Source organism: Streptomyces sp. NPDC059853 (genome assembly GCF_042731495.1).
Classification (GTDB): Bacteria; Actinomycetota; Actinomycetes; order Streptomycetales; family Streptomycetaceae; genus Streptomyces.
In genome coordinates, this window is record NZ_JBHWJL010000035.1 from 1 (window position 1) to 24475 (window position 24475).

Sequence of the window (24475 nt, forward strand, 5' to 3'; positions counted from 1 at the left end):
GGGTGCGCGAAGGTCACCCCGGCAGGGGTGCGCGGGCGCGGCGGCCGGGGATGGCGGACAGCAGCTCCTGGGTGTACGGGTGTTCCGGGTGGTCGAAGACCCGGGCCACCGGGCCGCTCTCCACGATGCGGCCCCGGCGCATCACCGCCACCCGGTCGCAGATCTGCCGGACCACGGCCAGGTCGTGGGAGATGAAGAGGTAGCTGAGGCCGAAGCCGGCGCGGAGTTCGGCCAGCAGGTCGAGCACGCTGGCCTGCACGGAGACGTCCAGGGCGGAGACCGGTTCGTCCAGGACGAGCAGCCGGGGGGTGAGCGCGAGCGCGCGGGCGATGGAGACGCGCTGCCGCTGGCCGCCGGAGAGTTCGGCGGGGCGGCGGCCGGCGGTCGTGGCGGGCAGCCGTACCAGGTCGAGCAGTTCGGCCACCCGCCGCTGCCGGCCGCGCCGCCCGGTGGTGCGGTAGGCGCGCAGCGGTTCGGCGATGGCCTCGGCGACGGTGAAGCGCGGGTCCAGCGAGCCGTACGGGTCCTGGAACACCGGCTGGATGTCGCGGCGCAGCCGGCGCAGCGCGGCCGGGCCGAGGGAGCCGAGGTCGTGGCCGTCGAAGGTGATGGTGCCGGCGTCCGGGCGGTCCAGGCGCAGCACGAGCTGCGCCGTGGTGGACTTGCCGGAGCCGGATTCGCCGACGATGCCGAGCGAGCCGCCGGCGGCGAGGGTGAAGCCGACGTCGTCGACGGCGACGGTCCGGCCGCCGTCGAAGGAGCGGCGCAGGCCGCGCACGTCCAGCAGCGGCGGTCCTTCCGGGGCGGGGGCGGCGGGTGGGGCGGTCATGTCGGGGACGGCGCCGACGAGTTCACGGGTACAGGGGTGCGCGGGCGCGGTCAGCACGCGGTGCCCGGGGCCGCGTTCGACGATCTCGCCGCGCGACATGACGGCGATCTCGTCGGCGCGGTCGGCGGCCACCGCCAGGTCGTGGGTGATGAGCAGCAGCGCGGTGCCGTGCCGTTCGGTGACGGTCTCCAGGTGGTCGAGGATGCGGCGCTGCACGGTGACGTCCAGGGCGCTGGTCGGCTCGTCCGCGATCAGCAGCTTGGGCCGGCCGGCGAGCGCGATGGCGATGAGCACGCGCTGGCACATTCCGCCGGACAGCTCGTGCGGCAACTGGCGTGCCACCTTGGCGGGTTCGGGGAGCCCGGCGTCGGCGAGCAGGTCGACGGCGCGTGCGTGGGCGGCTTTTCTGTCCTCGGCGAGGCCGTGGATCAGCAGCACCTCGGCGACCTGGTGGCCCACCCGCCGCACGGGGTTGAGGGAGACCATCGGGTCCTGCGGGACGAAGCCGATCTCCCGGCCGCGTACGGTGCGCCAGGCGCGTTCCGGCAGGGCGGTGAGGTCGCGGCCGGCCAGGGTGACCCGGCCGCCGCTCAGCCGGGCGCCGGGCGGGAGGAGGCCGAGGACGGCGAGTCCGGTGGTCGACTTGCCAGAGCCGGACTCCCCCACCAGGGCCAGGGTGCGGCCGGGCGCGAGGTCGAGGTCCACGCCGCGTACCGCCCGTACGGTGGAGCGGCGGGAGCGGAAGGCGACGTGCAGGTCGCGTACGGAGAGCAGGGGCTGCGGTGCGTCCGTGGTCATCAGCGCACTCCGGTCCTTTCGAGGGCCCGTCCGATCCGGTTGGCGCACAGCACGATCAGTGCGATGGCCAGGCCGGGGAAGGTGGTCAGCCACCAGGCGGTGGAGAGGTAGTCGCGGCCCTGGGAGACCATGGCGCCCAGTTCCGGCGCGGGCGGCGCGGCCCCGTACCCCAGGAAGCTGAGCGCGGAGACGGACAGCACGGCGCCGCCGATCTCCAGGGCGGCCAGCACCAGCACCGGCTGGGAGGCGTTGGGCAGGACATGGCGCAGCAGGATCACCGGGGTGCGGGTGCCGCTGGTGACGGCGGCCCGGACGTACACGCTGGACTTGATGCGCAGCACCTCGGCGCGGATCACCCGGGCGAACGCCGGGACGCCGGAGATGCCCACGGCGATCGCGACGTTGGTGACGCCGAAGCCGAGGATGGAGACCACGGCGAGGGAGAGCAGCAGTCCGGGGATGACGATGAGGACTTCCACGCACCGCATCAGGGTCTGGTCGACCCAGCCGCCGAGGTAGCCGGAGAGCACGCCGAGGACGGTGCCGGCCACCAGGGAGAGCGAGACGGCGATCAGCGCGGCGGTGAGCGAGGTGCGGGTGCCGTGTACCACGCGGGTGTACAGGTCGCGGCCGAGGTTGTCGGTGCCGAACCAGTGGTCGGCGCCGGGCGGGGTGAGGGAGGCGGCCGGGTCGGTGCGCAGCGGGTCGGTGCCCGCGAACAGCGACGGGGCGAACGTCCAGGCCAGGATCAGCGCCAGGTAGAGGACGGCGAGGTGCAGCCCGGGGCGGGCGGCGACGGTGCCGAGCGCGGCGCGCAGCCGGGCGGCGCGGCCGTGTGTCTGTTCCTGTCCCGGGTCGGCGGGGGCCGCCGCCGCGGGGGGCGCCGGGGGCCGGTCCGGTCGCCGCGGGTCCTGCTCGGTGGTGAGCGTCATCGGGGAACTCCGGTCGATGTCGGCGGACATCAGGCGGGCTGGAGGACGATCCGCGGATCGACCTTGGGGTAGATGAGATCGACGGCGAGGTTGACCACGACGTACAGGGCGCCGGCCAGGAAGATGATCGCCCGGATGACGGGGAAGTCCTGGTCCGCGATGGCGTCGGCGGTCAGCCGGCCGATGCCGGCGCGGGCGAAGACCGTCTCGGTGATGATGGCGCCGGCCAGGATGTTGCCGATCATCATGCCGAGCATGGTCAGCGCCGGGATGGAGGCGTTGCGGAAGGCGTGCGTCCACACGGTGCGCAGCCGCCCGGCCCCCTTGGCGCGGGCGGTGCGCACGTACGGTTCGGCCAGCGCCGTCCGCAGCCCCTTGGCCAGCAGCTGGGCCAGCACGCCCGCGCTGGGCAGGGCGAGCGCGATGGCGGGCAGCACCAGCCGGGAGGCGTCGCCGTCGCCGTACGCCGGGAACCAGCCCAGGCCGAAGGAGAACACCTGGATCAGCAGGATCGCGGTCCAGAAGCTGGGCAGCGAGATCCCGGCGACGGTGCCGGAGAGCACCGCGTTGCGCAGCGGCGCCCAGGGGGCCAGGGTGGCCGCCAGCGCGGCGGCCACCCCCAGGACGGCGGTGAGCAGCAGGGACGCGGTGGCCAGCTCCAGGGTGGAGGGCAGGGCGCGCCCCAGCATGGCGGAGACCTCGTCCCCGGTACCGAAGGAGGTGCCGAAGTCCAGGGTCAGCGCCCGGGAGACGAAGTCCGCGTACTGGGCGTACAGCGGACGGTCCAGGCCCAGCTCGGCGCGGAGCGCGTCGGCCTGGGCCCGGTCGACGCCCATCGGGTCGCCGCCGCCGGCGGAGCGCAGCATGATCGACACCGGGTCGCCGGGGACGAGATGCAGCACCAGGAAGGACAGGCTCAGCGCCGCCCACAGGACGATGATTCCGTTGGCGAGCCGGACCAGGACGTAGCGCCTCACGAAGCGATCCACACCTCGTTCAGCAGCGGCTTGCCCTCGATGTCGGCGCGGAAGCCGCCGACGGAGGGGCCGTAGCCGTAGGACCAGAACCGGTCGTAGACGGGGATGGTGTAGCCCTGCTCGATGATGCGCTGCTGGGCGGCGTCACCGATGGTCTGCCGCTCGTCCGGGTCGACGGTGGACTGGAGGGCGTCGAGGAGGGCGTCGAGTTCCTCGTCGGGGTGGTTGTACAGCATGCTCATCTCCGGGTGGGCGGAGCCGTAGACGAGGCGGATGACGTCGACGTCGGCGCGGCCCTGGCTCCAGGTGGTCAGGTCGCCGGGGAACTCGTCGATGGGCACGTCGGGGAGGGTGGCCACCGGGTCGAGGACGAGTTCGACGCCGATCTCCTTCCACTCCTGCTGCACCAGTTGGTGCTGGGCCTCGGTGTCGGTGCTGCCGGACTGGTAGGTGATGGTGAGGGAGAGCCGGTCGCCGTCGGCGTTCTCGCGGATGCCGTCGGTGCCGACCCGGTCGTAACCGGCGCCCTCCAGCAGGGCGATGGCGGCCTCGGGGTCGTGCCGGATCTCCGCGGACTGGTCGGTCCAGCCGGGGGTGGCGGCGGTGAGCACGCCGGTGGCCGGCTGCTGGGTGCCCTGGAAGACGGCGTCGACGACGGCCTGCCGGTCGATGCCCAGGCTCAGCGCGCGGCGGACATCGGGGTCCTGGAGTTTGGGGCTGGAGGCGAGCGGGATGTACGGGATGGCGATGCCGGGCGAGGCGCCGGTGGCCAGGCCGTAGCCGGGCAGGTTGGTCAGCTCGGCCTGGTTGGTGAAGGGGATGCCGTCGGCGAGGTCGATCTGGTCGCTGGTGACCGCGCCGTAGCGGACGCCGCCCTCGGGGACGACTTCGAGGACGATCCGGTCGACGTAGGCGGGGCCCTGGTTCTCGGCGATCGGGGAGGCCCAGGCGTAGTCCTCGCGCTTGATGAGTTCGACGGACTTCTCGGGGGTGAAGGAGCCGAGGGTGAACGGTCCCGAGGCGGCGAAGTCGCCCAGGCACAGGGCGGCGGGGTCGTTGCCGAGGGAGGCCGGGGAGAGCTGGACGAAGGAGGCGGTGGCGGTGGCCTGGAGGAACTGGGCGTTGGGGCCGTCGAAGTCGACGCGCACGGTGTGCGGGTCCAGGACGGTGGCGCCCTGGTAGCCGGCGAGGAAGCTGCCGGCCTGCGGGGCGCGGGCGCCGAGGTCGACGATGGCGTCGAAGTTGGCCTTCACCGCCTCGGCGTCGAAGGGGGCGCCGTCCGAGAAGGTGACGTCCTCGCGCAGATGGAAGGTGAACTGGCTGACGTCGTCACTGATCTCCCAGGAGGTGGCGAGCCAGGGCTTGATCTCCTTGGTCTCCGGGTCCTGTTCGGTGAGCTGGTCGCCGAGCTGGCGGCCGACGTTGCGGGAGGTGAGCTGGGGGCGCTGGCGCGGGTCGACGCAGTCGATGGTGTTGGCGAAGGCGTACCGCAGGGTGCCGCCGGCCACCGGGTCGCCGGAGGCGCCGCCGCCCGTGCCGTCACCGGAGCCGCCGGTGCCGCTCTCGCCGGTGCCGCAGGCGGTGAGGGTGACGGCGAGCGCGGCGAGCAGCGCGGTGGCGTGGGCGGGGCGGGGTATGCGACGGCTGCTGCGCCGTCGTGGCGTGGGCGTGGTGGCCACGGAGGGCTTCCTTTCAGGACGAATCCCCCGGCCGGCGGCGCGCGTTCGGGCACGGCGCGGCGGCGGGCGGAAACGGGGTGTGCGGGGCGCACGGGGGGAGAGCGGGCGGGGCGACGCGCCGCGGCACGGCCGGCCCCGGGCAGGGGCGGGCCGGGCGCGGGGCACGGAAGTCCCGTGGAACGGGCGGCGGTTGCGGGGCTACGGGCGCGGCTCAGGGCCGGCGCTCACCGCCGGGAAAGGGAGGGGAAATCAGCAGCCGGCACAGGACGCCGACGCGACGCGGAGCAGGTCCACGTGTCGGCGCGACGTCAAAAGCGGCAGGGCTGGCATGCGGCAAATATCGGCCAACCCCGGCGGACTGTCAAGCACGCCCCGAGACGGGGATCTCGCCATCCGGACAGCCGGTGTTCACCGGGCGGCCGGCATGGCATAGTCTCCGATCAGGTCACGAGTGACAGCGATCAAGGCCCCGGCCCGCTGTCCGGCAACCCTCCAACCGTCGGCGGGGTGCCCCGGGTGATGACCGGGCCGTAGGCAGCGAGGTCTGCGGCAAGCACGGTTCGCGAGGGAGTTTTCCGATGAGCAAGCGAATGCGATAGGGCGCACGCCCCCGACCCAGCCTGCCCCTGCCTGCTTTTCTTCATCCTTTCCGGAGCTTCGCCATGCCCGTGACCCTGACCACCCCTGCCCGGAACACCACCACCGACTGTCGCCTGCCGGTGCTCGGCGACGACGTCCGCGCCCCGCTCGCGGACGGCGGCGAGACCGGCTACGCGGCCCTCGACTACGCCGCCAGCGCCCCCGCCCTGCGCGCGGTGTGGGACGAGGTCGCCGCGTACGCCCCGTACTACGGCAGCGTGCACCGCGGCGCCGGCCATCTGTCGCAGCTGTCCACCGACCTGTACGAGGAGAGCCGGCGCACCGTGGCCGCGTTCCTCGGCTGCCGGCCCGACGACGAACTGATCTTCACCCGCTCCACCACCGACTCGCTCAACCTGCTGGCCGGCGCCCTGCCCACCGGCACCCAGGTGTTCGTCTTCGAGACCGAACACCACGCCGCGCTGCTGCCCTGGGCCCACCACGGCCACGCCGTCACCTACCTCCCCGCCCCGCGCACCCCGGGACAGGCCGTCGCCACCCTCGTCAACGCCCTCGCCGACGCCGGACCGGGGCCGAAGCTGCTGTGCGTCACCGGCGCCTCCAACGTCACCGGCGAACTGTGGCCGGTCGCCGAACTCGCCACCGCCGCCCGCCGGGCCGGCGCCCGCACCGTCCTGGACGCCGCCCAGCTCGCCCCGCACCGCCCGGTGGACATCACCGCGCTCGGCGTCGACTGGGTGGCCTTCTCCGGGCACAAGCTGTACGCGCCCTTCGGCGCCGGGGTGCTCGCCGGCCGCGCCGACTGGCTGCGCCGCGGCCGGCCCTACCTGGCGGGCGGCGGCGCCAGCCGCGCGGTCACCGCGGAGGGCGGCGCGGTGACGGTGGAGTGGCAGGACAACGTCGCACGGCACGAGGCCGGTTCGCCCAACGTCATCGGCGCCTGTGCGATCGCCGCCGCCTGCCGTGCCCTGACCGGGGCGGGCTTCGAGCGGCTGGTGGCGCGCGAGGAGGAACTGCTGTCGGGCCTGCGGGCGGGCCTGGCCACCGTCCCCGGCGTCCGGGAACTGACGCTGTTCGGCCCGCAGGCCGCCCGGGTGGCGGTGCTGTCGTTCGTCGTGGACAACTGGCCGAGCGAGGCGTTCGCCCGGGCGCTCTCCGAGCGGTACGGCATCGGCGTCCGCGACGGACTGTTCTGCGCGCACCCCCTGGTCCGTACCCTGCTGGGCGCGGACGAGGCGGCGGCGGACGGCTGCGAGGGCCCGCTGAAGGCGATCCGGGTGAGCTTCGGCGTCGGCACCCCGGCCGAGCACCTGGAGCGGCTGGTGCGCGCGGTGCGCGAACTGGTCGCCGAGGGTCAGCCGGCCGCCTGACAGACCGGGCACCAGAACAGGTTGCGGGCGGCGAGTTCGGCACGCCGGATCGCCGTCCCGCACACCAGGCAGGGCAGCGTGGCGCGCCGGTACACGTACACCTCTCCCCCGTGCCCGTCCACGCGCGCCGGGCGGCCCATGGCCTGGGGCGTGTGCTCGGGCCTCACGGTGTCGATGCGGTTCTTGCGCACGCCCTCGCGCATGAGCGCGGCGAGGTCAGCCCACATCGGCCGCCACTCGGCCTCGGTGAGGGAGCGGCCCTGGCGGTAGGGGTCGATGCCGTGCCGGAAGAGGATCTCGGCCCGGTACACGTTGCCGACGCCCGCGATGACCCGCTGGTCCATCAGCAGTTCGGCGATCGGGGTGCGGCTGGCGGAGATCCGCCGCCACACCAGGTCGGGGTCGCCGTCGGCGCGCAGCGGGTCCGGGCCCAGCCGGCGCTGCACGGCGGACTTCTCGTCCTGGCTGAGCAGCGCGCAGGTGGTGGGGCCGCGCAGTTCGGCGTACCCCTCGGGGGAGGCCAGCCGCAGTCGGATCTGCCCGGTGGGTGCGGGCGGCGGCCCGTCGCCGAAGGCGACCTTCCCGTACAGGCCGAGATGGATGTGCACCCAGCGGCGCCAGCCGAAGCCGAGGAACAGGTTCTTCCCGTGGGCGTCGCACTCCCGCAGCACTTCGCCGTCGATGAGCGCGGCACCCCCGGCGAACCGCCCCTGCGGGGAGTCGGCCCGCACCGCCCGGCCGCCGAACCGTTCCCGGTAGTCGGCGGCCAGCCGGTGAATGGTGTGCCCCTCCGGCATCAGGCGCCGTCGGGCAGCGGAGGCAGCGTGCCGTCGCTCTCGTAGGCGCTGAGCATGTCGATCCGGCGGGTGTGCCGGTCCTCGCCGGAGTACGGGGTGGCCAGGAAGACCTCCACGAAGGTGGTGGCCTCGTCGGTGGTGTGCATCCGGGCGCCGACGCTCACCACGTTGGCGTTGTTGTGCTGCCGCCCCAGCTTCGCCGTCTCCACGCTCCAGGCGAGGGCGCAGCGTACGCCCGCGACCTTGTTGGCGGCGATGGCCTCACCGTTGCCGCTGCCGCCGATGACGACACCGAGCGCGTCCGGGTCGGCGGCCACCGCCTCGGCGGTGCGCAGACAGAACGGCGGATAGTCGTCCTGGGCGTCGAACGTGTGCGGGCCGCAGTCGACCGGCTCATGGCCGTGGGCCGTGAGCCAGTCGACGAGGTGATTCTTCAGTTCGTAGCCGGCGTGGTCGGAGCCGAGATAGACGCGCATGGGCACGAGTCTGACATGCGCGCAGCGGTCCCCTTACCCGCGCCCCCGGCGGCCCGCCAGCCGCCAGGCGGTGGGCAGCGCGCCCATGGCGAGCACGGCCTTGAGGGCGTCCCCGATGAGGAACGGCACCAGACCGGCGGCCATCGCCTCACCGGCCGACATGCCGGTGGCCAGGGCGAGATAGGGCACGCCGATGGCGTAGGTGACGGCCATGCCGGTCACCATGGTCCCGGCCGTCCGCAGCACCGTACGGTCCCCGCCGCGCCGCGCCAGCTCACCGACGACACCGGCGGCCACGGCCATGCCGATGATGTAGCCGAAGGAGGGCATGCCGTACCCGGAGGACGCCTCCGCGAACCACGGCATCCCGGCCATGCCGGCCACGGCGTACAGCAGCATGGACAGCAGCGCGCGCGCCGGGCCGAGCGAGACACCGACGAGCAGGGCGGCGAACGTCTGGCCGGTCACCGGCACCGGCGACCCGGGCACCGGCAGCGCGATCTGCGCGGCCACCCCGGTCAGCGCGGCACCTCCCACGACCAGTGCCACATCCCGCACCCGGGCCCGGGACAGCGTGGGCGCGGGCAACAGATCCGCGAGTACAGCGGTGCTCATACACATCCTCCAAAGAACGATTTCCCCCACCCCCATCCGACCCCACCCGACCGACCGAAAACAAGAGCCCAATCCACTGCCCGAACCCACCCCCGTTATGCACACCCAACAACACATGGCCCAAGGTCACGCCGGGGCGCCCCGGCACGGCTCAGTGCGCCCCCGCGATCCGTTGTCGGCCTGAGAACGCCGCCCCTAGGCTTCCTGTGACACCGGCCACAGGCCCATCACCTTGTGTGGAGGAATCGTGACACGACCATGGGAGGCGGACCCGACCGCCTCGTTCGCCCGGCGGTTAGGCAAGACGGCCCAGGAGCTGGGCAATTCGGAGGACGAGGAGCTGTGCCCCGACATCTGGCAGCTCGACAACGGAGACGTGGCGGTCATCGGCCGGGACCTGACGACCGCCTACGACTCCCGGCTTCCGCCCGGGGTACGGCTCGGCCCGGACGAGCGCCTGGTGATCATTCCCGGCAACATGCTCAGCGCGGCGAAGCCGGACATCCCCGATGCTTGACCTCCGGCTCCCCGCTCTCGACCCGGCCCGCGGCACCCGGCTCGACGACGACTACGGGCACGACTTCCGGCGGCGGGCGGCGGAGATCCGCGACGGCTCCTCCTGGAAACTCGAACGCCGCCAGCACTTCGAGGAAGCCAGCCCCAGCCGCGAGGCACTGCGGCGCGGTGACTGGGAACGTGCCCTGAGCCTGCTGGAGGACCGCAGAGAACGGCTGGCGGCGACCCAGCGCGAACGGCAGGAGCGCGGCTACGTCTTCCACCGGGTCCGGGTGGTCGAACAGCCCCTGACGCCGTACGTCCGGTGGGAACTGCACGCGCTCGCCCTCGGAGCCGAGTACGGCACCCCGGTCCGGGTGATCGACGCCCGGACGGTGCGGGACCTCGAACACGACGGTCTGCTTCCCGAGATCGTGGTGCTGGGGGACGGGACGCTCTACCTCATCCACTACACCGCCGCCGGAGCGTTCGACCACGCGACCCGGTTCACCGACCCCCGGCTGGCCGGCCCCTGGGAACAGCTCATCCGCCGGCTCTTCGCCGAGGGCGAGGACGTCTTCTCCTATCTGGACCGCGAAGTGGCTCCCCTGCCACCCCCGGAGCTGACAGCGGGTCCCGAAACGGGGTAAGCGTTCTCCATGCACACCGAAGAGGGGCACGAGGAGAACCGCGCGGTTCCCGGCAGTACGCATGCCGAACTGTCGGGGACCACCCGGGACGCGGTCCAGGCCGGGCGGATCAGCGGAGGCGTGCACTTCCACGACCACGGCGGCGGCCGGGCCCGGAACCGGGACGACGTGCCGCGCCAACTGCTCGCCGACGTCCGGGGGTTCGTCAACCGGGTGCACGAGCTCGCCGAGCTCAATGCCGTGCTCCCCGGCGAGGACGGCGCCCCTCTGGTGGTATCGGTGTGCCTCATCGCCGGAACGGCCGGCGCGGGCAAGACCTCGCTGGCCCTGCACTGGGCGCACCGGATCAGGGAGCGGTTCCCCGACGGCCAGCTCTACATCAATCTGCGCGGCTACGACGCCGGGGAACCGGTCACCGCCCATGAGGCGCTGCGCCGCTTCCTCACCGCGCTCGGGGTCCCGGCGAGCCGGGTACCGGAGGACACCGAGGCGGCGTCGGCACTGTTCCGGTCGCGGCTGGCCGACCGCCGGATGCTCATCGTGCTCGACAACGCCGCCTCCGTCGCCCAGGTACGACCGCTGCTTCCCGGCCACGGGCAGGCCCTGGTCATCGTCACCAGCCGGGGCCGGCTGTCCGGGCTCGCCATACGGGACGGCGCGCGCCGCCTCACGCTCGGCACCCTCCCCGAGGACGAGGCGGTCGCCCTGCTGCGTGCCGTCACCGCCGGCTACCGGCCGGCGGACGACGCCGGGAAGCTGGCCGAACTGGCCCGGCTGTGCGCGCGACTGCCGCTGGCCCTGCGGATCGCCGCCGAGCGGGCCGCCGGGCATCCGCACATGAGCCTGGACGAACTGATCGCCGATCTGCGGGACGAGTCGGCGCTGTGGGACGCGCTGAGTACCGATGACGAGGAGGAGGCCGAGGCCGTCCGCACCGTCTTCGCCTGGTCCTATCGCGCGCTGTCGGCGGATGCCGCCCGGCTGTTCCGGCTGCTCGGCCTGCACCCGGCCCGCGAGTTCGGTATCGAGTCGGTCGCGGCTCTCGCCGGGATCACCGTACGGCGGACCCGCCAGCTGCTGGACGTGCTCGTCAGCGCTCATCTGCTGGAACAGACCGCGCCCGACCGCTACGAGTTCCACGATCTGCTGCGCGCGTACGCCACCAACCAGGCCCAGCAGGACGAGCCGGCGGACGGCAGGGCGGAGGCGCTGCGCCGCGTGCTCGACTGGTATCTGGAGTCCGCGGACGCGGCACGGGAGTGGCTCAGGCCGGGGCCCGCCACCCCGGACCTGCCGGCCCTCTTCCCGGACTACGACGCCGCCGTGAACTGGGCCGAGCGCGAGCACGACAACTTTCTCCCCGTCGTGCTGACCGCCGAGGCGGCCGGTGAGGACGAGCGCGCCTGGCGGCTCGCGGCCGTGCTGTGGGGTGCCAAGGCGCCCTCCGCGACGGTGCACACCTGGCTGGCTGTCGCGGAGATCGGGCTGGGCGCCGTGCGCCGGATCGGTGACCGGGCGGGTGAGGCGGAGCTGCTGGAGTACCAGGGCATGGGCCACGCCCGCGTCAACCGGCTGGCGGAGGCGCGGAACTGCCATGAGCGGGCGCTGGAGATCCGCCGGGAGTCCGGCGACCGGCGCGGTGAGGCGGCGTCGCTGAACCTCCTGGGCATCGTCGAACTGCGCCGCCGGCGGCTGGCCGCCGCCGAGGACTTCTTCGCCCGGGCGGGGGCGGCGTTCGAGGACCTGGATGAGCGGCACCGGGCGGCGATGGCCCTGTCGAATCTGGCGAGTACCCGCTACGAGGCGGGCAAGCTGGCGGAAGCGGAGTCGGATGCCCGGCAGGCCCTGCGGACCCACCGGGAGCTGGGTGCCCGGCGCAGTGTGGGCAACGCGCTGAACCAGCTGAGCGCGATCCACCGCGAGCGCGGTGAGACGGCGGCGGCGCTGGCCGCCGCGCAGGAGGCGGTTGAGCTGGCGCTCGATCTGCGCAACGACGGCCTTGAGGGGTACTGGCTGATCGCCCTGGGGGACGCGCAGCGGGAGAGCGGACAGGCGGACGAGGCGCTGGCGTCCTATCACCGCTCGGCGACGCTGCACCGGCGGCTGGGCGACCGCAGCCGGGAGGCGATGGCCTGGTCCGGGACCGGGGAGACGTACCTGCGGCTCGGACGGGCGAAGGAGGCAGCCGGCTTCTTCCGGCGGGCGGCGGCCGTCCACCGGGAGCTGGGCGACGCCTGGCACGAGGCGCTGGCGCTGGAGCGGCTGGCCGAGGCGGTGGGTCCGGAGAGCCCCGACCGGGCGGCGGAGCACCGGCGTGCGGCGCTGCACCTGGTGGAGGACTACCCGGACGCCCGTGCCGGCGCCGCGCGCCGGCGGCTCGGCGCCGGCTGACGGACCGCGCCCGGGGGCCGGTGGTCAGGCCCGGCCCCCGCGACAGACCCGGGGCCGTGAGGGGGTGGCCGCCGGGGGTTTCGGGCTGGGGTCGTGTGCCGTGTCGTGGGGGCGCGTCGGTGGCGTAGTTGCTGCTAGGTTGTTATTGCAAGTCTTTCGCAATTAGTCGAGCGAGATGGGCAAGGCAACCGGCATGGCCACCTACACGCTTCCTGAGCTGCCGTACGACTACTCCTCCCTGGAGCCGGTCATCAGCGGGGAGATCATCGAGCTGCACCACGACAAGCACCACGCCGGCTACGTCAAGGGCGCGAACGACACGCTGGAGCGGCTGGCCGAGGCGCGGGAGAAGGAGCAGTGGGGGAACATCACCGGGCTGGAGAAGAACCTCGCGTTCCATCTGTCCGGGCACATCCTGCACTCCATCTACTGGCGCAACATGACCGGTGACGGCGGCGGGGAGCCGCTGGAGAAGGACGGGACCGGGGAGCTGGCCGACGCCATCGCCGAGTCGTTCGGGTCCTTCGCCCGGTTCAAGGCCCAGCTCTCCCAGGCCAGCGCCACCACGCAGGGGTCCGGCTGGGGCGTGCTGGCGTACGAGCCGCTGAGCGGGCGGCTGGTCGTGGAGCAGGTCTACGACCACCAGGGGAACATCGGCCAGGGCAGCGTGCCGATCCTCGTCTTCGACGCCTGGGAGCACGCCTTCTACCTCCAGTACCGCAACCAGAAGGCCGACTTCGTCGAAGCGATGTGGCGGGTGGTCGACTGGCAGGACGTCGCCGCCCGGTACACCGCCGCCAAGGCCGGCGGCGGCAAGCTCCTGCTCGCGTGATCGTCTTCTCAACCGTTTCACCGGGCAGGTGGAAAAAGGAGCGGCCCCCGCGCGTCAAGGACGCGGGGGCCGCTCCGGCGTGCGGGCGCGCTCAGTCGAACTGCGGCTTCGCGTCCCGGGTGCGCTTGATCTCGTAGAAGCCGGGGGTGCTCGCCACCAGCAGCGTGCCGTCCCACAGCCGCGCCGCCGCCTCGCCCTTCGGGGCGGGGGTCACCACGGGGCCGAAGAACGCGATCTGCTCGCCGTCCGCGCCCGGCACCGCGATCACCGGGGTGCCCACGTCCTGGCCCACCAGGTCGATGCCGGCCTTGTGCGAGGCCCGCAGCCGCTCGTCGTACGCGTCGGTGTCGCCCGCGTCCGCCAGCTCGGCCGGCAGCCCGACCTCCTCCAGCGCCTCGATCAGCGTCTCCTTGGAGCGCGGCTTGTCCTGGAGGTGGAAACGGGTCCCGATCGCGGTGTACAGCGGCCCCAGCACCTCGCTGCCGAACCGTTCCTCGGCGGCGATCAGCACCCGCACCGGCGCCCAGCCGCGCTGGAGCAGCTCGGCGTACTGCTCCGGCAGCTCGTCCGCCCTGGGCTCGTTCAGCACCGACAGGCTCATCACGTGCCAGCGGACCTCCACCGGCCTTACCTTCTCCACCTCCAGCATCCAGCGCGAGGTCAGCCACGCCCACGGGCACAGCGGGTCGAACCAGAAATCGGCGGGAGTCTTCTCCGGCATGACGTTCGGCTCCTCTATACGGCAACGGCCACTCGCGCGTACAACCGAGCGCCGCCCGGACGCATTCCCGGGCCCCCGGAGCGATCCGAGCGCCCCATGACATGCTGGCCGCGCCCTCTTTTTTCGCACGGAAGACACAAAGGAGACATGTGGTGCCCGGAGAGAACCTGACCCGCGACGAGGCGGGAGCACGGTCCCGGCTGCTCACCGTGCACGGGTACGAGCTGGTCCTGGACGTACGCGAGGCGGCCGGACCCGCACCCGCCTCCGGGCCGCGGACGTTCCGTTCCACCACGACCATCCGCTTCTCCGCGCACGAGGACGGCGCGGACACCTTCGCCGACCTCATCGCGCCGCACGTGCACTCGGTGACCCTCAACGGGGAGTCCCTGAACGTCGACCGCGTCTTCGACGGCTCCCGCATCCGGCTCGACGGGCTGCGCGCCGAGAACGAGCTGATCGTCGACGCCCGCTGCGCCTACAGCCGCACCGGCGAGGGGCTGCACCACTTCACCGACCCCGAGGACGGCGAGACCTACCTCTACACCCAGTACGAGCCGGCCGACGCCCGCCGGGTCTTCGCCAACTTCGAGCAGCCCGACCTCAAGGCGCCCTACGACGTCACCGTGCTCGCCCCGGAGGGCTGGACGGTGCTCGCCAACGGGGCCGCCACCGGCACGTCGGCGCCCCCGGAGGGCGGCGGCGTCCGGCACACCTTCGCCACCACCCGGCCCATCTCCACCTACATCACGGCGATCCTGGCCGGCCCGTACCACCATGTGCGCGACCACTACTCCCGCACGTTCGCGGACGGCACCACGCTGGAGATCCCGCTGGGCGCGCTGTGCCGCAAGGGGCTGGCCAAGCACTTCGACCCGGAGGAGATCTTCGCCACCACCAAGGCGGGGCTGGACTTCTTCCACGACCACTTCGACTTCCCCTACCCCTTCGGCAAGTACGACCAGGCGTTCGTCCCCGAGTACAACCTCGGCGCCATGGAGAACCCCGGCCTGGTCACCTTCCGCGAGGAGTACGTCTTCCGGGGCCGCACCACCCGCGCCTCCTACCAGGCCCGCGCCAACACCCTGCTGCACGAGATGGCGCACATGTGGTTCGGCGACCTGGTCACCATGGAGTGGTGGGACGACCTGTGGCTCAAGGAGTCCTTCGCCGACTTCATGGGCGCGTTCGCCTCCCACGGCGCCACCCGCTTCGACGAGGCCTGGATCACCTTCGCCAACCGCCGCAAGGCGTGGGCGTACCGCGCCGACCAGCTGCCCTCGACGCACCCCATCACCGCCGACATCCGCGACCTCCAGGACGCCAAGCTCAACTTCGACGGCATCACCTACGCCAAGGGCGCCTCCGTCCTCAAGCAGCTGGTGGCCTACGCCGGCGAGGAGGCCTTCCTGGAGGGCGCCCGGCGCTACTTCAAGCGGCACGCGTACGGCAACACCCGGCTATCGGACCTGCTGTCCGTGCTCACCGAGACCTCCGGCCGCGACATGGCCGGGTGGGCCCGCGCCTGGCTCCAGACCGCAGGTCTCAACTCCCTCACCCCGCAGGTGCGTTACGACGCGGACGGCCGGATCGCCGAGCTGGCCGTCGAGCAGGACGCGCCCGAGGAGCACCCCACGCTGCGCCCGCACCGGGTGCAGATCGGGCTCTACCGGCTGGACGGCGGGCGGCTCGTCCGGTACGCCCGCGCCGGCGCCGATGTGTCGGACGCCCGTACGGTGGTGGACGCGCTGACCGGCGCGGAGCGGCCGGACCTGGTGCTCGTCAACGACGAGGACCTGACGTACTGCAAGACCCGGTTCGACGCGGCGTCCCTGGACACCCTGCGCCGGCACCTGGGCGCCGTCGAGGACCCGCTGGCCCGCGCGCTGTGCTGGTCGGCGCTGTGGAACCTCACCCGCGACGCGCTGCTCCCGGCCGCCGACTTCCTCGACCTGGTGCGGCGGTTCGGCGGCGCCGAGACGCAGATCGGCGTGCTCCAGATGGTGCTCACCTGGGCCGATTCGGCGCTGGAGTGGTACCTGCCCCGGGCGCGGCGCGAGGCCGAGGCCGTCCGGCTGGCGGAGGCGGCCCGGACGGAGCTGCGGCGCGCCGAGCCGGGCAGCGACCACCAGCTGGCCTGGGCGCGGTTCTTCGCCGGCCGGGCGGTCACCGACGCGGATCTCGGGCTGCTGGAGGGGCTGCTGTCCGGCAAGGAACGGATCGCGGGTCTTGTGGTCGATCAGGAGCTGCGCTGGACGATGCTGCTGCCGCTGGCCGCGCACGGCCGGGCCGGTGAGGCGGAGCTGGCGGACGAGCTGACCCGGGACGACACCGCCTCGGGCCGCCGTCACCAGGTGCGCTGCCTGGCGGCGCGGCCGTCCGCCGAGGTGAAGGAGGCCGCCTGGGCGCAGGTGGTGGAGTCGGACGCGCTGTCCAACGCGCTGGTGGAGGCCACCATCGACGGCTTCGCCCGGCCGGGGCAGCAGGCGCTGCTGGCGCCGTTCACCGCTCGCTACTTCGAGGCGATCGAGCGGGTGTGGCGGGAGCGGTCGATCGAGATCGGCATGGCGGTGGTCCGGGGGCTGTTCCCGGGGCTCCAGCAGGAGCGGGCGACGCTGGAGGCCACCGACGCCTGGCTGAGCGCGCACCAGGACGCGGCCCCGGCGCTGCGCCGGCTGGTGCTGGAGCAGCGCGACGATCTGCACCGGGCGCTGCGCGCGCAGGAGGCGCACGCCGGGTGACCGGCGGGCGGGGGCGGGCGGCGTCGCGCCGTCCGCTCCTGCCATCCCGGCCGGTGGTGCGCCGGGGGTGTGCGGGACACCGGGCGCTCGGGCGGTGCTGAGGTCCCGTCACCCGTGGGACGGGCGGGGCGCGTGTGGCGGTTTCCGCCGGATCAGCGGGGCGGTTCGCCCCCTCTTGCCCCGATCCTTGCGCGTAGATACCCCGGGCACGATTTCTTCAATCGTCCCTGACAGGAATGCGACAACTATCTTGTAAAGCCATTACATCAGGTGATCATTTACGTATGATGACCGGTCATCCGGTTCCGGAATCCGAACAAGGATGCCCATGTCACATACTTCTCCCCAGTCCCCCGCTGCCCCACGCAGGAGACGATCGGCCCGGGCCACCCGGGTCGTGCTCGCCACCGGGCTGGTCAGCGCGCTGGCCGTCACCGGGGCGCTGCCCGCGTTCGCCGCCGAGAGCGACGCGCTCACCCGTTCGGCCGCCGACAAGCCCATCGACGACAAGTTCGGCACCCACGACGCCACCCTGCTCGCCGAGGCCAAGGCCTCCGGCGAGCCGCACGTCACCCTGATGATCGCCACCGAGCCCGGCGAGACCGACGAGGTCAGCGACGCGCTCGACGCGCTCCCGGGTGCGTCGGTCGGCTACACCCTCGACGAGATCGGCTACGTCCGCGCCACCGTGCGCACCGGCGCCGCCGACGACGCCATCGACGAGGCCCGCGCGCTCTCCTCCGTGTACGCGATCGACCTCAACGAGGAGATCCAGGTACCGGATCCGCTGCCCGACGCCGGGCGCGGCCCCGGCGGCGGGAACGGCGGCGGCACGAGCTACCCGGCGCCCGACGCGACCACCAAGGCCGCCAACCCGTACCAGCCCTCCCACGAGACGGGCGCCGTCGACTTCGTCAAGCAGAACAAGAAGTACGACGGCCGGGGCATCACCATCGGCATCCTGGACACCGGCGTCGACCTCGCTCACCCCGCGCTCCAGGAGACCACCACCGGCGAGACCAAGATCACCGACTGGGTGACCGCCACCGACCCGATCGTCGACAGCGACGGCTCGTGGCGTCCGATGACCACCAAGGTCTCCGGGGAGACGTTCAGCTACAACGGCCGCGACTACAAGGCGCCCGCCGGCGAGTACTACGTCTCGATCTTCCGCGAGAACATCGCCGCCGGTGAACTCGGCGGCGACGTCAACCGCGACGGCCGTACCGACGGCTCCTGGGCCGTGCTGTACGACCCGGCCGCCGGCACCGTCCGCGTGGACCTGGACAACGACGGCGACTTCACGGACGAGACCCCGATGAAGCCGTACCGGGAGAACCACGACGTCGGCTACTTCGGCACCGACAACCCGGACACCGCCATCGCCGAGGCTGTCCCCTTCGTGGTGGAGATCCGCGAGGACGTCCCCATGGACCCCTACGGCGGTGACTGGATCGGCCGGACCGCCGACTTCGTCAACATCGGCATCGTCTCCGGACGGCACGGCACCCACGTGGCCGGCATCACCGCCGCCAACAGCCTGTTCGCCGGCCAGATGAACGGCGCCGCCCCCGGCGCGCAGATCGTCTCCTCGCGCGCCTGCCGCTTCAACGGCGGCTGCACCGCCACCGCCATGTTCGAGGGCATGATCGACCTCGTCGTCAACCGCGACGTGGACCTGGTCAACGTCTCCATCGGCGGCCTGCCCGCGCTGAACGACGGCAACAACGCCCGCGCCCGGGTGTACAGCGAGCTGATCGACACCTACGACGTCCAGCTCTTCATCTCGGCGGGCAACGACGGCCCCGGCGTCAACACCGTCTCCGACCCGTCGGTCGCCGACAAGGTCGTCAGTGTCGGCGCCGCCATCTCCAAGGAGACCTGGGCGGCCAACTACGGCTCCGGCGTGACCACCAAGTACGCCATGCTGCCGTTCTCCTCCTCGGGACCGCGCGCCGACGGCGGCTTCAAGCCCACCATCACCGGGCCCGGCGCCTCCATCAACGCCATCCCGACCTGGCAGCCGGGCGCCCCGGTCGCCGAGGCCGGCTACAGCCTGCCGCCCGGGTACGGCATGCTCCAGGGCACCTCGATGTCCTCGCCGCAGGTCGCGGGCTCGGCCGCGCTGCTGCTCTCGGCCGCCAAGCAGCGCAACATCGAGCTGTCGGCCGCCGATCTGCGCACCGCGATGATCTCCTCCGCCGACCCCATCCCCGGCGTGCAGGCGCACGAGCAGGGCGCCGGCCTGGTCGACACCGTCGCCGCCTGGAAGCTGATCACCAAGGGCGCCACCGCCCACCAGTACACGGTCAAGGCCCCGGTGAGCAGTGACCTGGCCGAGTACCTGGCCACCCCGGGCTTCGGCACCGGCGTGTACGACCGCGAGAGCGCCCCCAAGGTCGGCGAGCGCAAGACGTACGACATCACCATCACCCGTACCAGCGGCCCCAACCGCAACGTCCAGCACAAGCTCACCCTGGACAACAACCACGACAAGACCTTCTCGCTGGTCGGCAGCAGCTCCGTATCGCTGCCGCTCAACAAGCCGGTCACCGTCAAGGTCCAGGCCAAGCCGCGCTCGGCCGGCGCGCACAGCGTGCTGCTCGGCGTCGACGACCGCTCCACCAAGGGCGTCGACCTGCACGTCCTCAGCACCATCCTGGTGACCGAGAAGCTGGACGCCCCCTCCTACGCGGTCACGAAGACCTCCACGGTGCAGCGCAACGCCAGCACCTCGTACTTCGTGAAGGTCCCCGAGGGCACCAAGACGCTGGAGGTGCGGCTCGACGGCCTCACCGAGGGCAGCCAGACCCGGTGGATCGCCATCACCCCCTGGGGCACGCTCGCGGACAACTCCTCGACCGTCAACTGCTACCCCAACTACGACAACCCGGCGAACACCTGCCGCCCCGACCTGCGGTCCTACGACAACCCGACCCCGGGCGTCTGGGAGATCGAGGTCGAGGCCCGGCGCACCTCGCCGCACCTCAACAACCCCTACACGCTGACCGCGACCGCGCTCGGCACGGTCTTCGACCCGGCCACGGCCACCGTCGAGGAGGCCGTCATCGGCACCCCCGTCCCGGTCAGCTGGGAGGTCAGCAACGCCCTCGCCCCGGTGGAGGGCACCCTGGCCGCCGGTGAGCTGGGCTCGGTCCTCACCGACCGGCCCACCATCGCCACCGGCGACTACCGGACCACCGCCGTCGAGCTGGCCGAGGGCGTCACCCGCTTCGAGGCCGTCATCGGCAACACCTCCGACCCGGCCGCCGACCTGGACCTGTACGTGTACCGGGACGGCACCCTGGTCGGCCAGGCGGCCTCCGGCGGCTCCGAGGAGAGCGTGGTGCTGACCAACCCGGCGGCCGGCACGTACACCGTCGAGGTGCACGCCTACGCCGTACCGTCCGGCTCCACCGCCTACGACTACCGGGACGCCTACCTCTCCCCCGACCTCGGCTCGGTCGCCGTGGACGAGGAGCAGGTCATCTCGCTGGCCAACGGCGCGACCGCCGGGATCGACGCCGAGGTCACCGTCGTGGCCGCGTCCGGCGACGCCACCGCCGGACGTGAGTTCTTCGGTGAGGTGCGGCTGCTGAACGCCGCCGGCACCGTCACCGGCAGCGGCGGCATCATCATCGAGAAGGTGAGCGGCGCGTAAGGGGGGCACCCCCGCCGTTACGGGCACCGGGGCGGGCGCGGCACGGTCGCGCACCGCCCCGGCGTCCGTAGGGCGTGGAAGGATGACCGGACGGAGTACGGACGCACAAAGGAGAACTGGTGCCTGGCACGAATCTGACCCGCGACGAGGCCCGGGAGCGGGCCCGGCTGCTGAGCGTGGACAGCTACACGATCGCGCTCGACATCTCCGGCGCCCAGGAGGGCGGCACCTTCCGCTCCGAGACCACCGTGCAGTTCACGGCGCGCGAGGCCGGGGCGAGCTTCATCGATCTGGTGGCCCCCTCGGTCCAGCACATCGCGCTCAACGGCGAGGTCCTGGCGGTGTCCGACGTCTTCGCCGACTCCCGGATCGTCCTGCCGAACGTCCTGGCCGGCCACAACGAACTGGTCGTCGTCGCCGACTGCGCCTACACCAACACCGGCGAGGGCCTGCACCGCTTCGTCGACCCCGTGGACGAACAGGCCTACCTCTACACCCAGTTCGAGGTGCCCGACGCGCGGCGGGTGTTCGCCTGCTTCGAGCAGCCCGACCTCAAGGCCACCTTCCAGTTCACCGTGCGGGCGCCCGAGGGCTGGACGGTCATCTCCAACGCACCCACCCCGGAGCCCGCCGACAACGTCTGGCGCTTCGAGCCCACCCCGCGCATCTCCAGCTACATCACGGCGCTCATCGCCGGCCCGTACCACTCGGTGCACAGCAGCTGGGAGGGCCCCGGGGGCCGTACGGTGCCGCTCGGCATCTACTGCCGCCCCTCCCTCGCCGAACACCTGGACGCCGAGGCGATCTTCGCCGTCACCCGGCAGGGCTTCGACTGGTTCGAGGAGAAGTTCGACTACCCCTACCCGTTCGCCAAGTACGACCAGCTGTTCGTCCCGGAGTTCAACGCCGGGGCGATGGAGAACGCGGGCGCCGTCACCATCCGCGACCAGTACGTCTTCCGCTCCAAGGTCACGGACGCGGCGTACGAGATGCGGGCCGAGACCATCCTCCACGAGCTGGCCCACATGTGGTTCGGCGACCTCGTCACCATGGAGTGGTGGAACGACCTGTGGCTGAACGAGTCGTTCGCCACCTACACCTCCATCGCCTGCCAGGCCCACGCACCCGGCAGCCGCTGGCCGCACGCCTGGACCAGCTTCGCCAACTCCATGAAGACCTGGGCGTACCGGCAGGACCAGCTGCCGTCCACCCACCCGATCATGGCCGAGATCCGCGACCTGGACGACGTCCTCGTCAACTTCGACGGCATCACCTACGCCAAGGGCGCCTCCGTCCTCAAGCAGCTGGTGGCCTATGTCGGCATGGACGCGTTCTTCGCGGGCGTGCAGGCCTACTTCAAGCGGCACGCCTGGGGCAACACCCGGCTCACCGACCTGCTCAGCGCGCTGGAGGAGACCAGCGGCCGTGACCTGGGCGCCTGGTCCAAGGCGTGGCTGCAGACCGCCGGCATCAACGTGCTGCGCCCGGAGATCACGGTGGACGGGGACGGCGGCATCACCTCCTTCGCCATCCGGCAGGAGGCCCCGGCGCTGCCGGCCGGCGCCACCGGCTCCCCGACGCTGCGCCCGCACCGGATCGCGATCGGCCTGTACGAGCTGACCGACGGCGCGCTGGTGCGGCGCGAGCGGATCGAACTGGACGTCGACGGCGAACTGACCGAGGTGCCGCAGCTGGTGGGCCAGATCCGGCCCGCCGTCATCCTGCTCAACGACGACGACCTGTCGTACGCGAAGGTGCGGCTCGACCCGGAGTCGCTGACCGTCGTCACCCGCCACCTGGGCGACTTCACCGAGTCGCTGCCGCGCGCGCTGAGCTGGGCGTCGGCCTGGGACATGACCCGCGACGGCGAACTCGCCACCCGCGACTACCTGGACCTGGTGCTCTCCGGCATCGGCAAGGAGACGGACATCGGCGTGGTGCAGTCGCTGCACCGGCAGGTGTCCCTGGCGCTCGACCTGTACGCCGACCCGGCGTGGCGCGAGACCGGGCTGCTGCGCTGGAGCGAGGCGGCGCACCGGCATCTGACGGAGGCCGCGCCGGGCAGCGACCACCAGCTGGCGTGGATGCGGGCGCTGGCCTCGGTGGCCCGCACCGACGAGCAGCTGGAGCTGCTGGCCGGGCTGCTGGACGGCACGCGGACGGTGGAGGGGCTGGCCGTCGACACCGATCTGCGCTGGTCGCTGCTCCAGCGGCTGGCGGCGACCGGGCGCGCGGACGAGAAGGAGATCACGGCCGAGCTGGCACGGGACCGCACCTCGGCGGGCGAGCGGCACGCGGCGTACGCGCGGGCGGCCCGGCCGACCCGGGAGGCGAAGGCCGAGGCGTGGGCGCTGGTGGTGGAGAGCGACACGCTCCCCAACGCGCTCCAGGAGGCGGTGATCGGCGGCTTCGTGCAGACGGACCAGCGCGAGCTGCTGGCCTCGTACACGCCGGAGTACTTCGCGGCGCTGAAGAACGTGTGGGAGACCCGCAGCCACGAGATGGCGCAGCAGATCGCGGTGGGTCTGTACCCGTCGATCCAGGTGAGCGAGGCGACGCTGACCGAGACGGACGCCTGGCTGGAGGCGGCGAAGCCCTCGGCGGCGCTGCGGCGGCTGGTGACCGAGTCCCGGGCGGGCGTGGAACGCGCGCTGCACGCCCAGGCGGCGGACAAGGCGGCAGCCCAGCGCTGAGCCCTTGCCGGGCGGGCGGGGCGGTTCGGGTGCCACCACCGCCACGGCGGGACGGCGGACCGCCGGGACGGGTGACGTCTCCTCACCCGTCGGCAGGCGGTGCCGCCGCGGCCGCCCGGGCGGCCAGGGCGCGGGTGGCGCGGGCCAGTGCCGGTGGGCCCTCGACGCGGTACGGCACGCCGACCGCGGCGAGGGCGGCGGCCAGCCACTCCCAGTCGTCCGGGCCGGTGCGATAGCGGCAGCGGTCCGGGCCGGCCGGTTCCAGGACGCCGGCCCGCGCCGTCAGCCGCCCCGCCACCGCCGCCGCCGGGGCGAGGAACAGCACCGATCCGTCCGGGGCGGGCGGCTCGGACGACCCCGCCGGTGCGGCCGGTCCGGCCGGTGCGCATGGTCCGGCCGGTCCCGCCGGTGCGAACGCGCCGGAGGGCAGGGGCCGGGGGCCGAATGTCGTGCCCGGTACCCGCAGGGCGGAGATCCGGTCCACCCGGAACGTGCGCCAGTCCGCCCGTTCCTCGTCCCAGGCCAGCAGGTACCAGCGGTGGTCCAGGAGCAGCAGGCGGTGCGGTTCCGCGCGCCGCTCGGTGGTGGTGCCGTCCCTGGCCGTGTGCCGGAACCGGACCCGGGAGCGCAGGTGGGCTGCGGTGGCCAGCCGCCCCACCGTGTCGGGGTCCCCGGCCGGGGTCAGCGCGTCCGGGCCCGGCGCGGGCCGGGCTTCCGTGGCCGCCTGGACGGCCTCGATCCGGCCGCGCAGCCGGGCCGGCAACGCCGCCTCCAGCTTGCGCAGCGCGGTGTCGGCCGCCGGGCCGGCCCCGTATCCGGCGGCGTGCCGCAGTCCGACCGCCGTGGCCACCGCCTCCTCCGCGGAGAGGACGAGCGGCGGTACGCCCTGCCCGCCCGGCAGCCGGTAGCTGCCGGCCGCGCCGGGGGACGACTCCACCCGGTAGCCCAGCTCCCGCAGCCGCCCGATGTCCCGGCGCAGGGTGCGCGGCGAGACGCCGAGCCGCGCCGCGAGGTCGGCGCCGGTCCTGGGCACTCCGGCGGCCAGCAGCGACAGCAGTTCCACGGTGCGGGTACTCGGATGGGCCATGCGGTCCAGCCTCGCACCGTCGGGGGCCGGGGGCGGCCCCCCCGGCGGCCAACGGGGCCCCCCCCGCCCCCCCCCCCCCCCCCCCCCCCCCCATCCCCGGCGCGTTTACAAAAAAACCCACCACCCCCACA

The 24475-nt window shown here is 73.0% G+C and carries 18 protein-coding genes and 1 riboswitch; of the genes, 8 read left to right on the forward strand and 10 right to left on the reverse strand.

Going from position 1 to position 24475, the window contains the following annotated elements:
• Positions 1-13 precede the first annotated feature (13 nt).
• From ACFV5N_RS06360 to ACFV5N_RS06380, 5 genes are all read right to left on the reverse strand, one after another.
• Positions 14-1627, reverse strand: a complete 1614-nt coding sequence (locus ACFV5N_RS06360) for a dipeptide ABC transporter ATP-binding protein (RefSeq protein WP_385594817.1) — start codon at positions 1625-1627, stop codon at positions 14-16.
• The gene (locus ACFV5N_RS06365) at positions 1627-2589 is read right to left on the reverse strand and encodes an ABC transporter permease (protein WP_385594820.1); all 963 of its coding nucleotides are present in this window, start codon (positions 2587-2589) and stop codon (positions 1627-1629) included. Before ACFV5N_RS06365 ends, ACFV5N_RS06360 begins: the two co-directional genes overlap by 1 nt.
• On the reverse strand, positions 2589-3536 hold the full coding sequence (locus ACFV5N_RS06370; protein ID WP_385594823.1) for an ABC transporter permease: 948 nt from the start codon (positions 3534-3536) through the stop codon (positions 2589-2591). Before ACFV5N_RS06370 ends, ACFV5N_RS06365 begins: the two co-directional genes overlap by 1 nt.
• Positions 3533-5215 (reverse strand): ABC transporter substrate-binding protein, encoded by a 1683-nt coding sequence (locus tag ACFV5N_RS06375; protein WP_385594825.1) that lies wholly within the window; start codon positions 5213-5215, stop codon positions 3533-3535. The genes ACFV5N_RS06370 and ACFV5N_RS06375 overlap by 4 nt, the downstream gene beginning before the upstream one ends.
• A gap of 249 nt (positions 5216-5464) precedes the next feature.
• The gene (locus tag ACFV5N_RS06380; RefSeq protein ID WP_385594828.1) at positions 5465-5608 is read right to left on the reverse strand and encodes a putative leader peptide; all 144 of its coding nucleotides are present in this window, start codon (positions 5606-5608) and stop codon (positions 5465-5467) included.
• 50 nt (positions 5609-5658) lie between these two features.
• Positions 5659-5777: riboswitch (SAM riboswitch) on the forward strand.
• Positions 5778-5877: 100 nt separating this feature from the next.
• Here ACFV5N_RS06380 and ACFV5N_RS06385 point away from each other — a divergent pair.
• The gene (locus ACFV5N_RS06385) at positions 5878-7185 is read left to right on the forward strand and encodes an aminotransferase class V-fold PLP-dependent enzyme (RefSeq protein ID WP_385594831.1); all 1308 of its coding nucleotides are present in this window, start codon (positions 5878-5880) and stop codon (positions 7183-7185) included.
• Here the strand turns inward: ACFV5N_RS06385 and ACFV5N_RS06390 are convergent.
• The 3 genes from ACFV5N_RS06390 to ACFV5N_RS06400 are packed head-to-tail and all read right to left on the reverse strand — an operon-like array spanning position 7170 to position 9073.
• Positions 7170-7982: an Fpg/Nei family DNA glycosylase gene (locus tag ACFV5N_RS06390; protein ID WP_385594833.1), complete on the reverse strand. Its 813-nt coding sequence runs from the start codon at positions 7980-7982 to the stop codon at positions 7170-7172. The two genes, ACFV5N_RS06385 and ACFV5N_RS06390, sit on opposite strands and share 16 nt — an antisense overlap.
• The gene (locus ACFV5N_RS06395; protein ID WP_385594836.1) at positions 7982-8458 is read right to left on the reverse strand and encodes a ribose-5-phosphate isomerase; all 477 of its coding nucleotides are present in this window, start codon (positions 8456-8458) and stop codon (positions 7982-7984) included. The genes ACFV5N_RS06390 and ACFV5N_RS06395 overlap by 1 nt, the downstream gene beginning before the upstream one ends.
• 33 nt (positions 8459-8491) lie before the next feature.
• A complete protein-coding gene (locus ACFV5N_RS06400; RefSeq protein ID WP_385594839.1) occupies positions 8492-9073 on the reverse strand; it encodes a biotin transporter BioY in 582 nt (193 codons plus the stop codon).
• 247 nt (positions 9074-9320) lie between these two features.
• Here ACFV5N_RS06400 and ACFV5N_RS06405 point away from each other — a divergent pair, with 247 nt between their 5' ends.
• The 4 genes from ACFV5N_RS06405 (at position 9321) to ACFV5N_RS06420 (ending at position 13441) form a co-directional block, all read left to right on the forward strand.
• A complete protein-coding gene (locus ACFV5N_RS06405; RefSeq protein ID WP_385594840.1) occupies positions 9321-9590 on the forward strand; it encodes a hypothetical protein in 270 nt (89 codons plus the stop codon).
• Entirely contained in the window at positions 9583-10218 is a 636-nt protein-coding gene (locus ACFV5N_RS06410; protein WP_385594843.1) for a DUF6879 family protein, read from the forward strand. The genes ACFV5N_RS06405 and ACFV5N_RS06410 overlap by 8 nt, the downstream gene beginning before the upstream one ends.
• 9 nt (positions 10219-10227) lie before the next feature.
• The gene (locus ACFV5N_RS06415; RefSeq protein ID WP_385594845.1) at positions 10228-12609 is read left to right on the forward strand and encodes an ATP-binding protein; all 2382 of its coding nucleotides are present in this window, start codon (positions 10228-10230) and stop codon (positions 12607-12609) included.
• Positions 12610-12802: 193 nt separating this feature from the next.
• Positions 12803-13441: a superoxide dismutase gene (locus ACFV5N_RS06420; RefSeq protein ID WP_385594876.1), complete on the forward strand. Its 639-nt coding sequence runs from the start codon at positions 12803-12805 to the stop codon at positions 13439-13441.
• Between the two features lie 91 nt (positions 13442-13532).
• Here ACFV5N_RS06420 and ACFV5N_RS06425 read toward each other — a convergent pair whose 3' ends face one another.
• Positions 13533-14162 carry a DsbA family protein gene (locus ACFV5N_RS06425; RefSeq protein WP_385594848.1) on the reverse strand — a complete coding sequence of 210 codons (630 nt, stop codon included), beginning with the start codon at positions 14160-14162 and terminating at the stop codon, positions 13533-13535.
• A gap of 152 nt (positions 14163-14314) precedes the next feature.
• On the opposite strand from ACFV5N_RS06425, the gene pepN (ACFV5N_RS06430) reads away from it, so the two are divergent.
• The 3 genes from pepN (ACFV5N_RS06430) (at position 14315) to pepN (ACFV5N_RS06440) (ending at position 23257) form a co-directional block, all read left to right on the forward strand.
• Entirely contained in the window at positions 14315-16903 is a 2589-nt protein-coding gene (pepN, locus tag ACFV5N_RS06430) for an aminopeptidase N (RefSeq protein WP_385594851.1), read from the forward strand.
• 328 nt (positions 16904-17231) lie between these two features.
• Positions 17232-20564 carry a S8 family serine peptidase gene (locus ACFV5N_RS06435; RefSeq protein ID WP_385594854.1) on the forward strand — a complete coding sequence of 1111 codons (3333 nt, stop codon included), beginning with the start codon at positions 17232-17234 and terminating at the stop codon, positions 20562-20564.
• A gap of 119 nt (positions 20565-20683) precedes the next feature.
• A complete protein-coding gene (pepN, locus tag ACFV5N_RS06440; RefSeq protein ID WP_385594856.1) occupies positions 20684-23257 on the forward strand; it encodes an aminopeptidase N in 2574 nt (857 codons plus the stop codon).
• 82 nt (positions 23258-23339) lie between these two features.
• Here pepN (ACFV5N_RS06440) and ACFV5N_RS06445 read toward each other — a convergent pair whose 3' ends face one another.
• A complete protein-coding gene (locus ACFV5N_RS06445) occupies positions 23340-24344 on the reverse strand; it encodes a helix-turn-helix transcriptional regulator (RefSeq protein ID WP_385594859.1) in 1005 nt (334 codons plus the stop codon).
• Between the last annotated feature and the right edge of the window lie 131 nt (positions 24345-24475).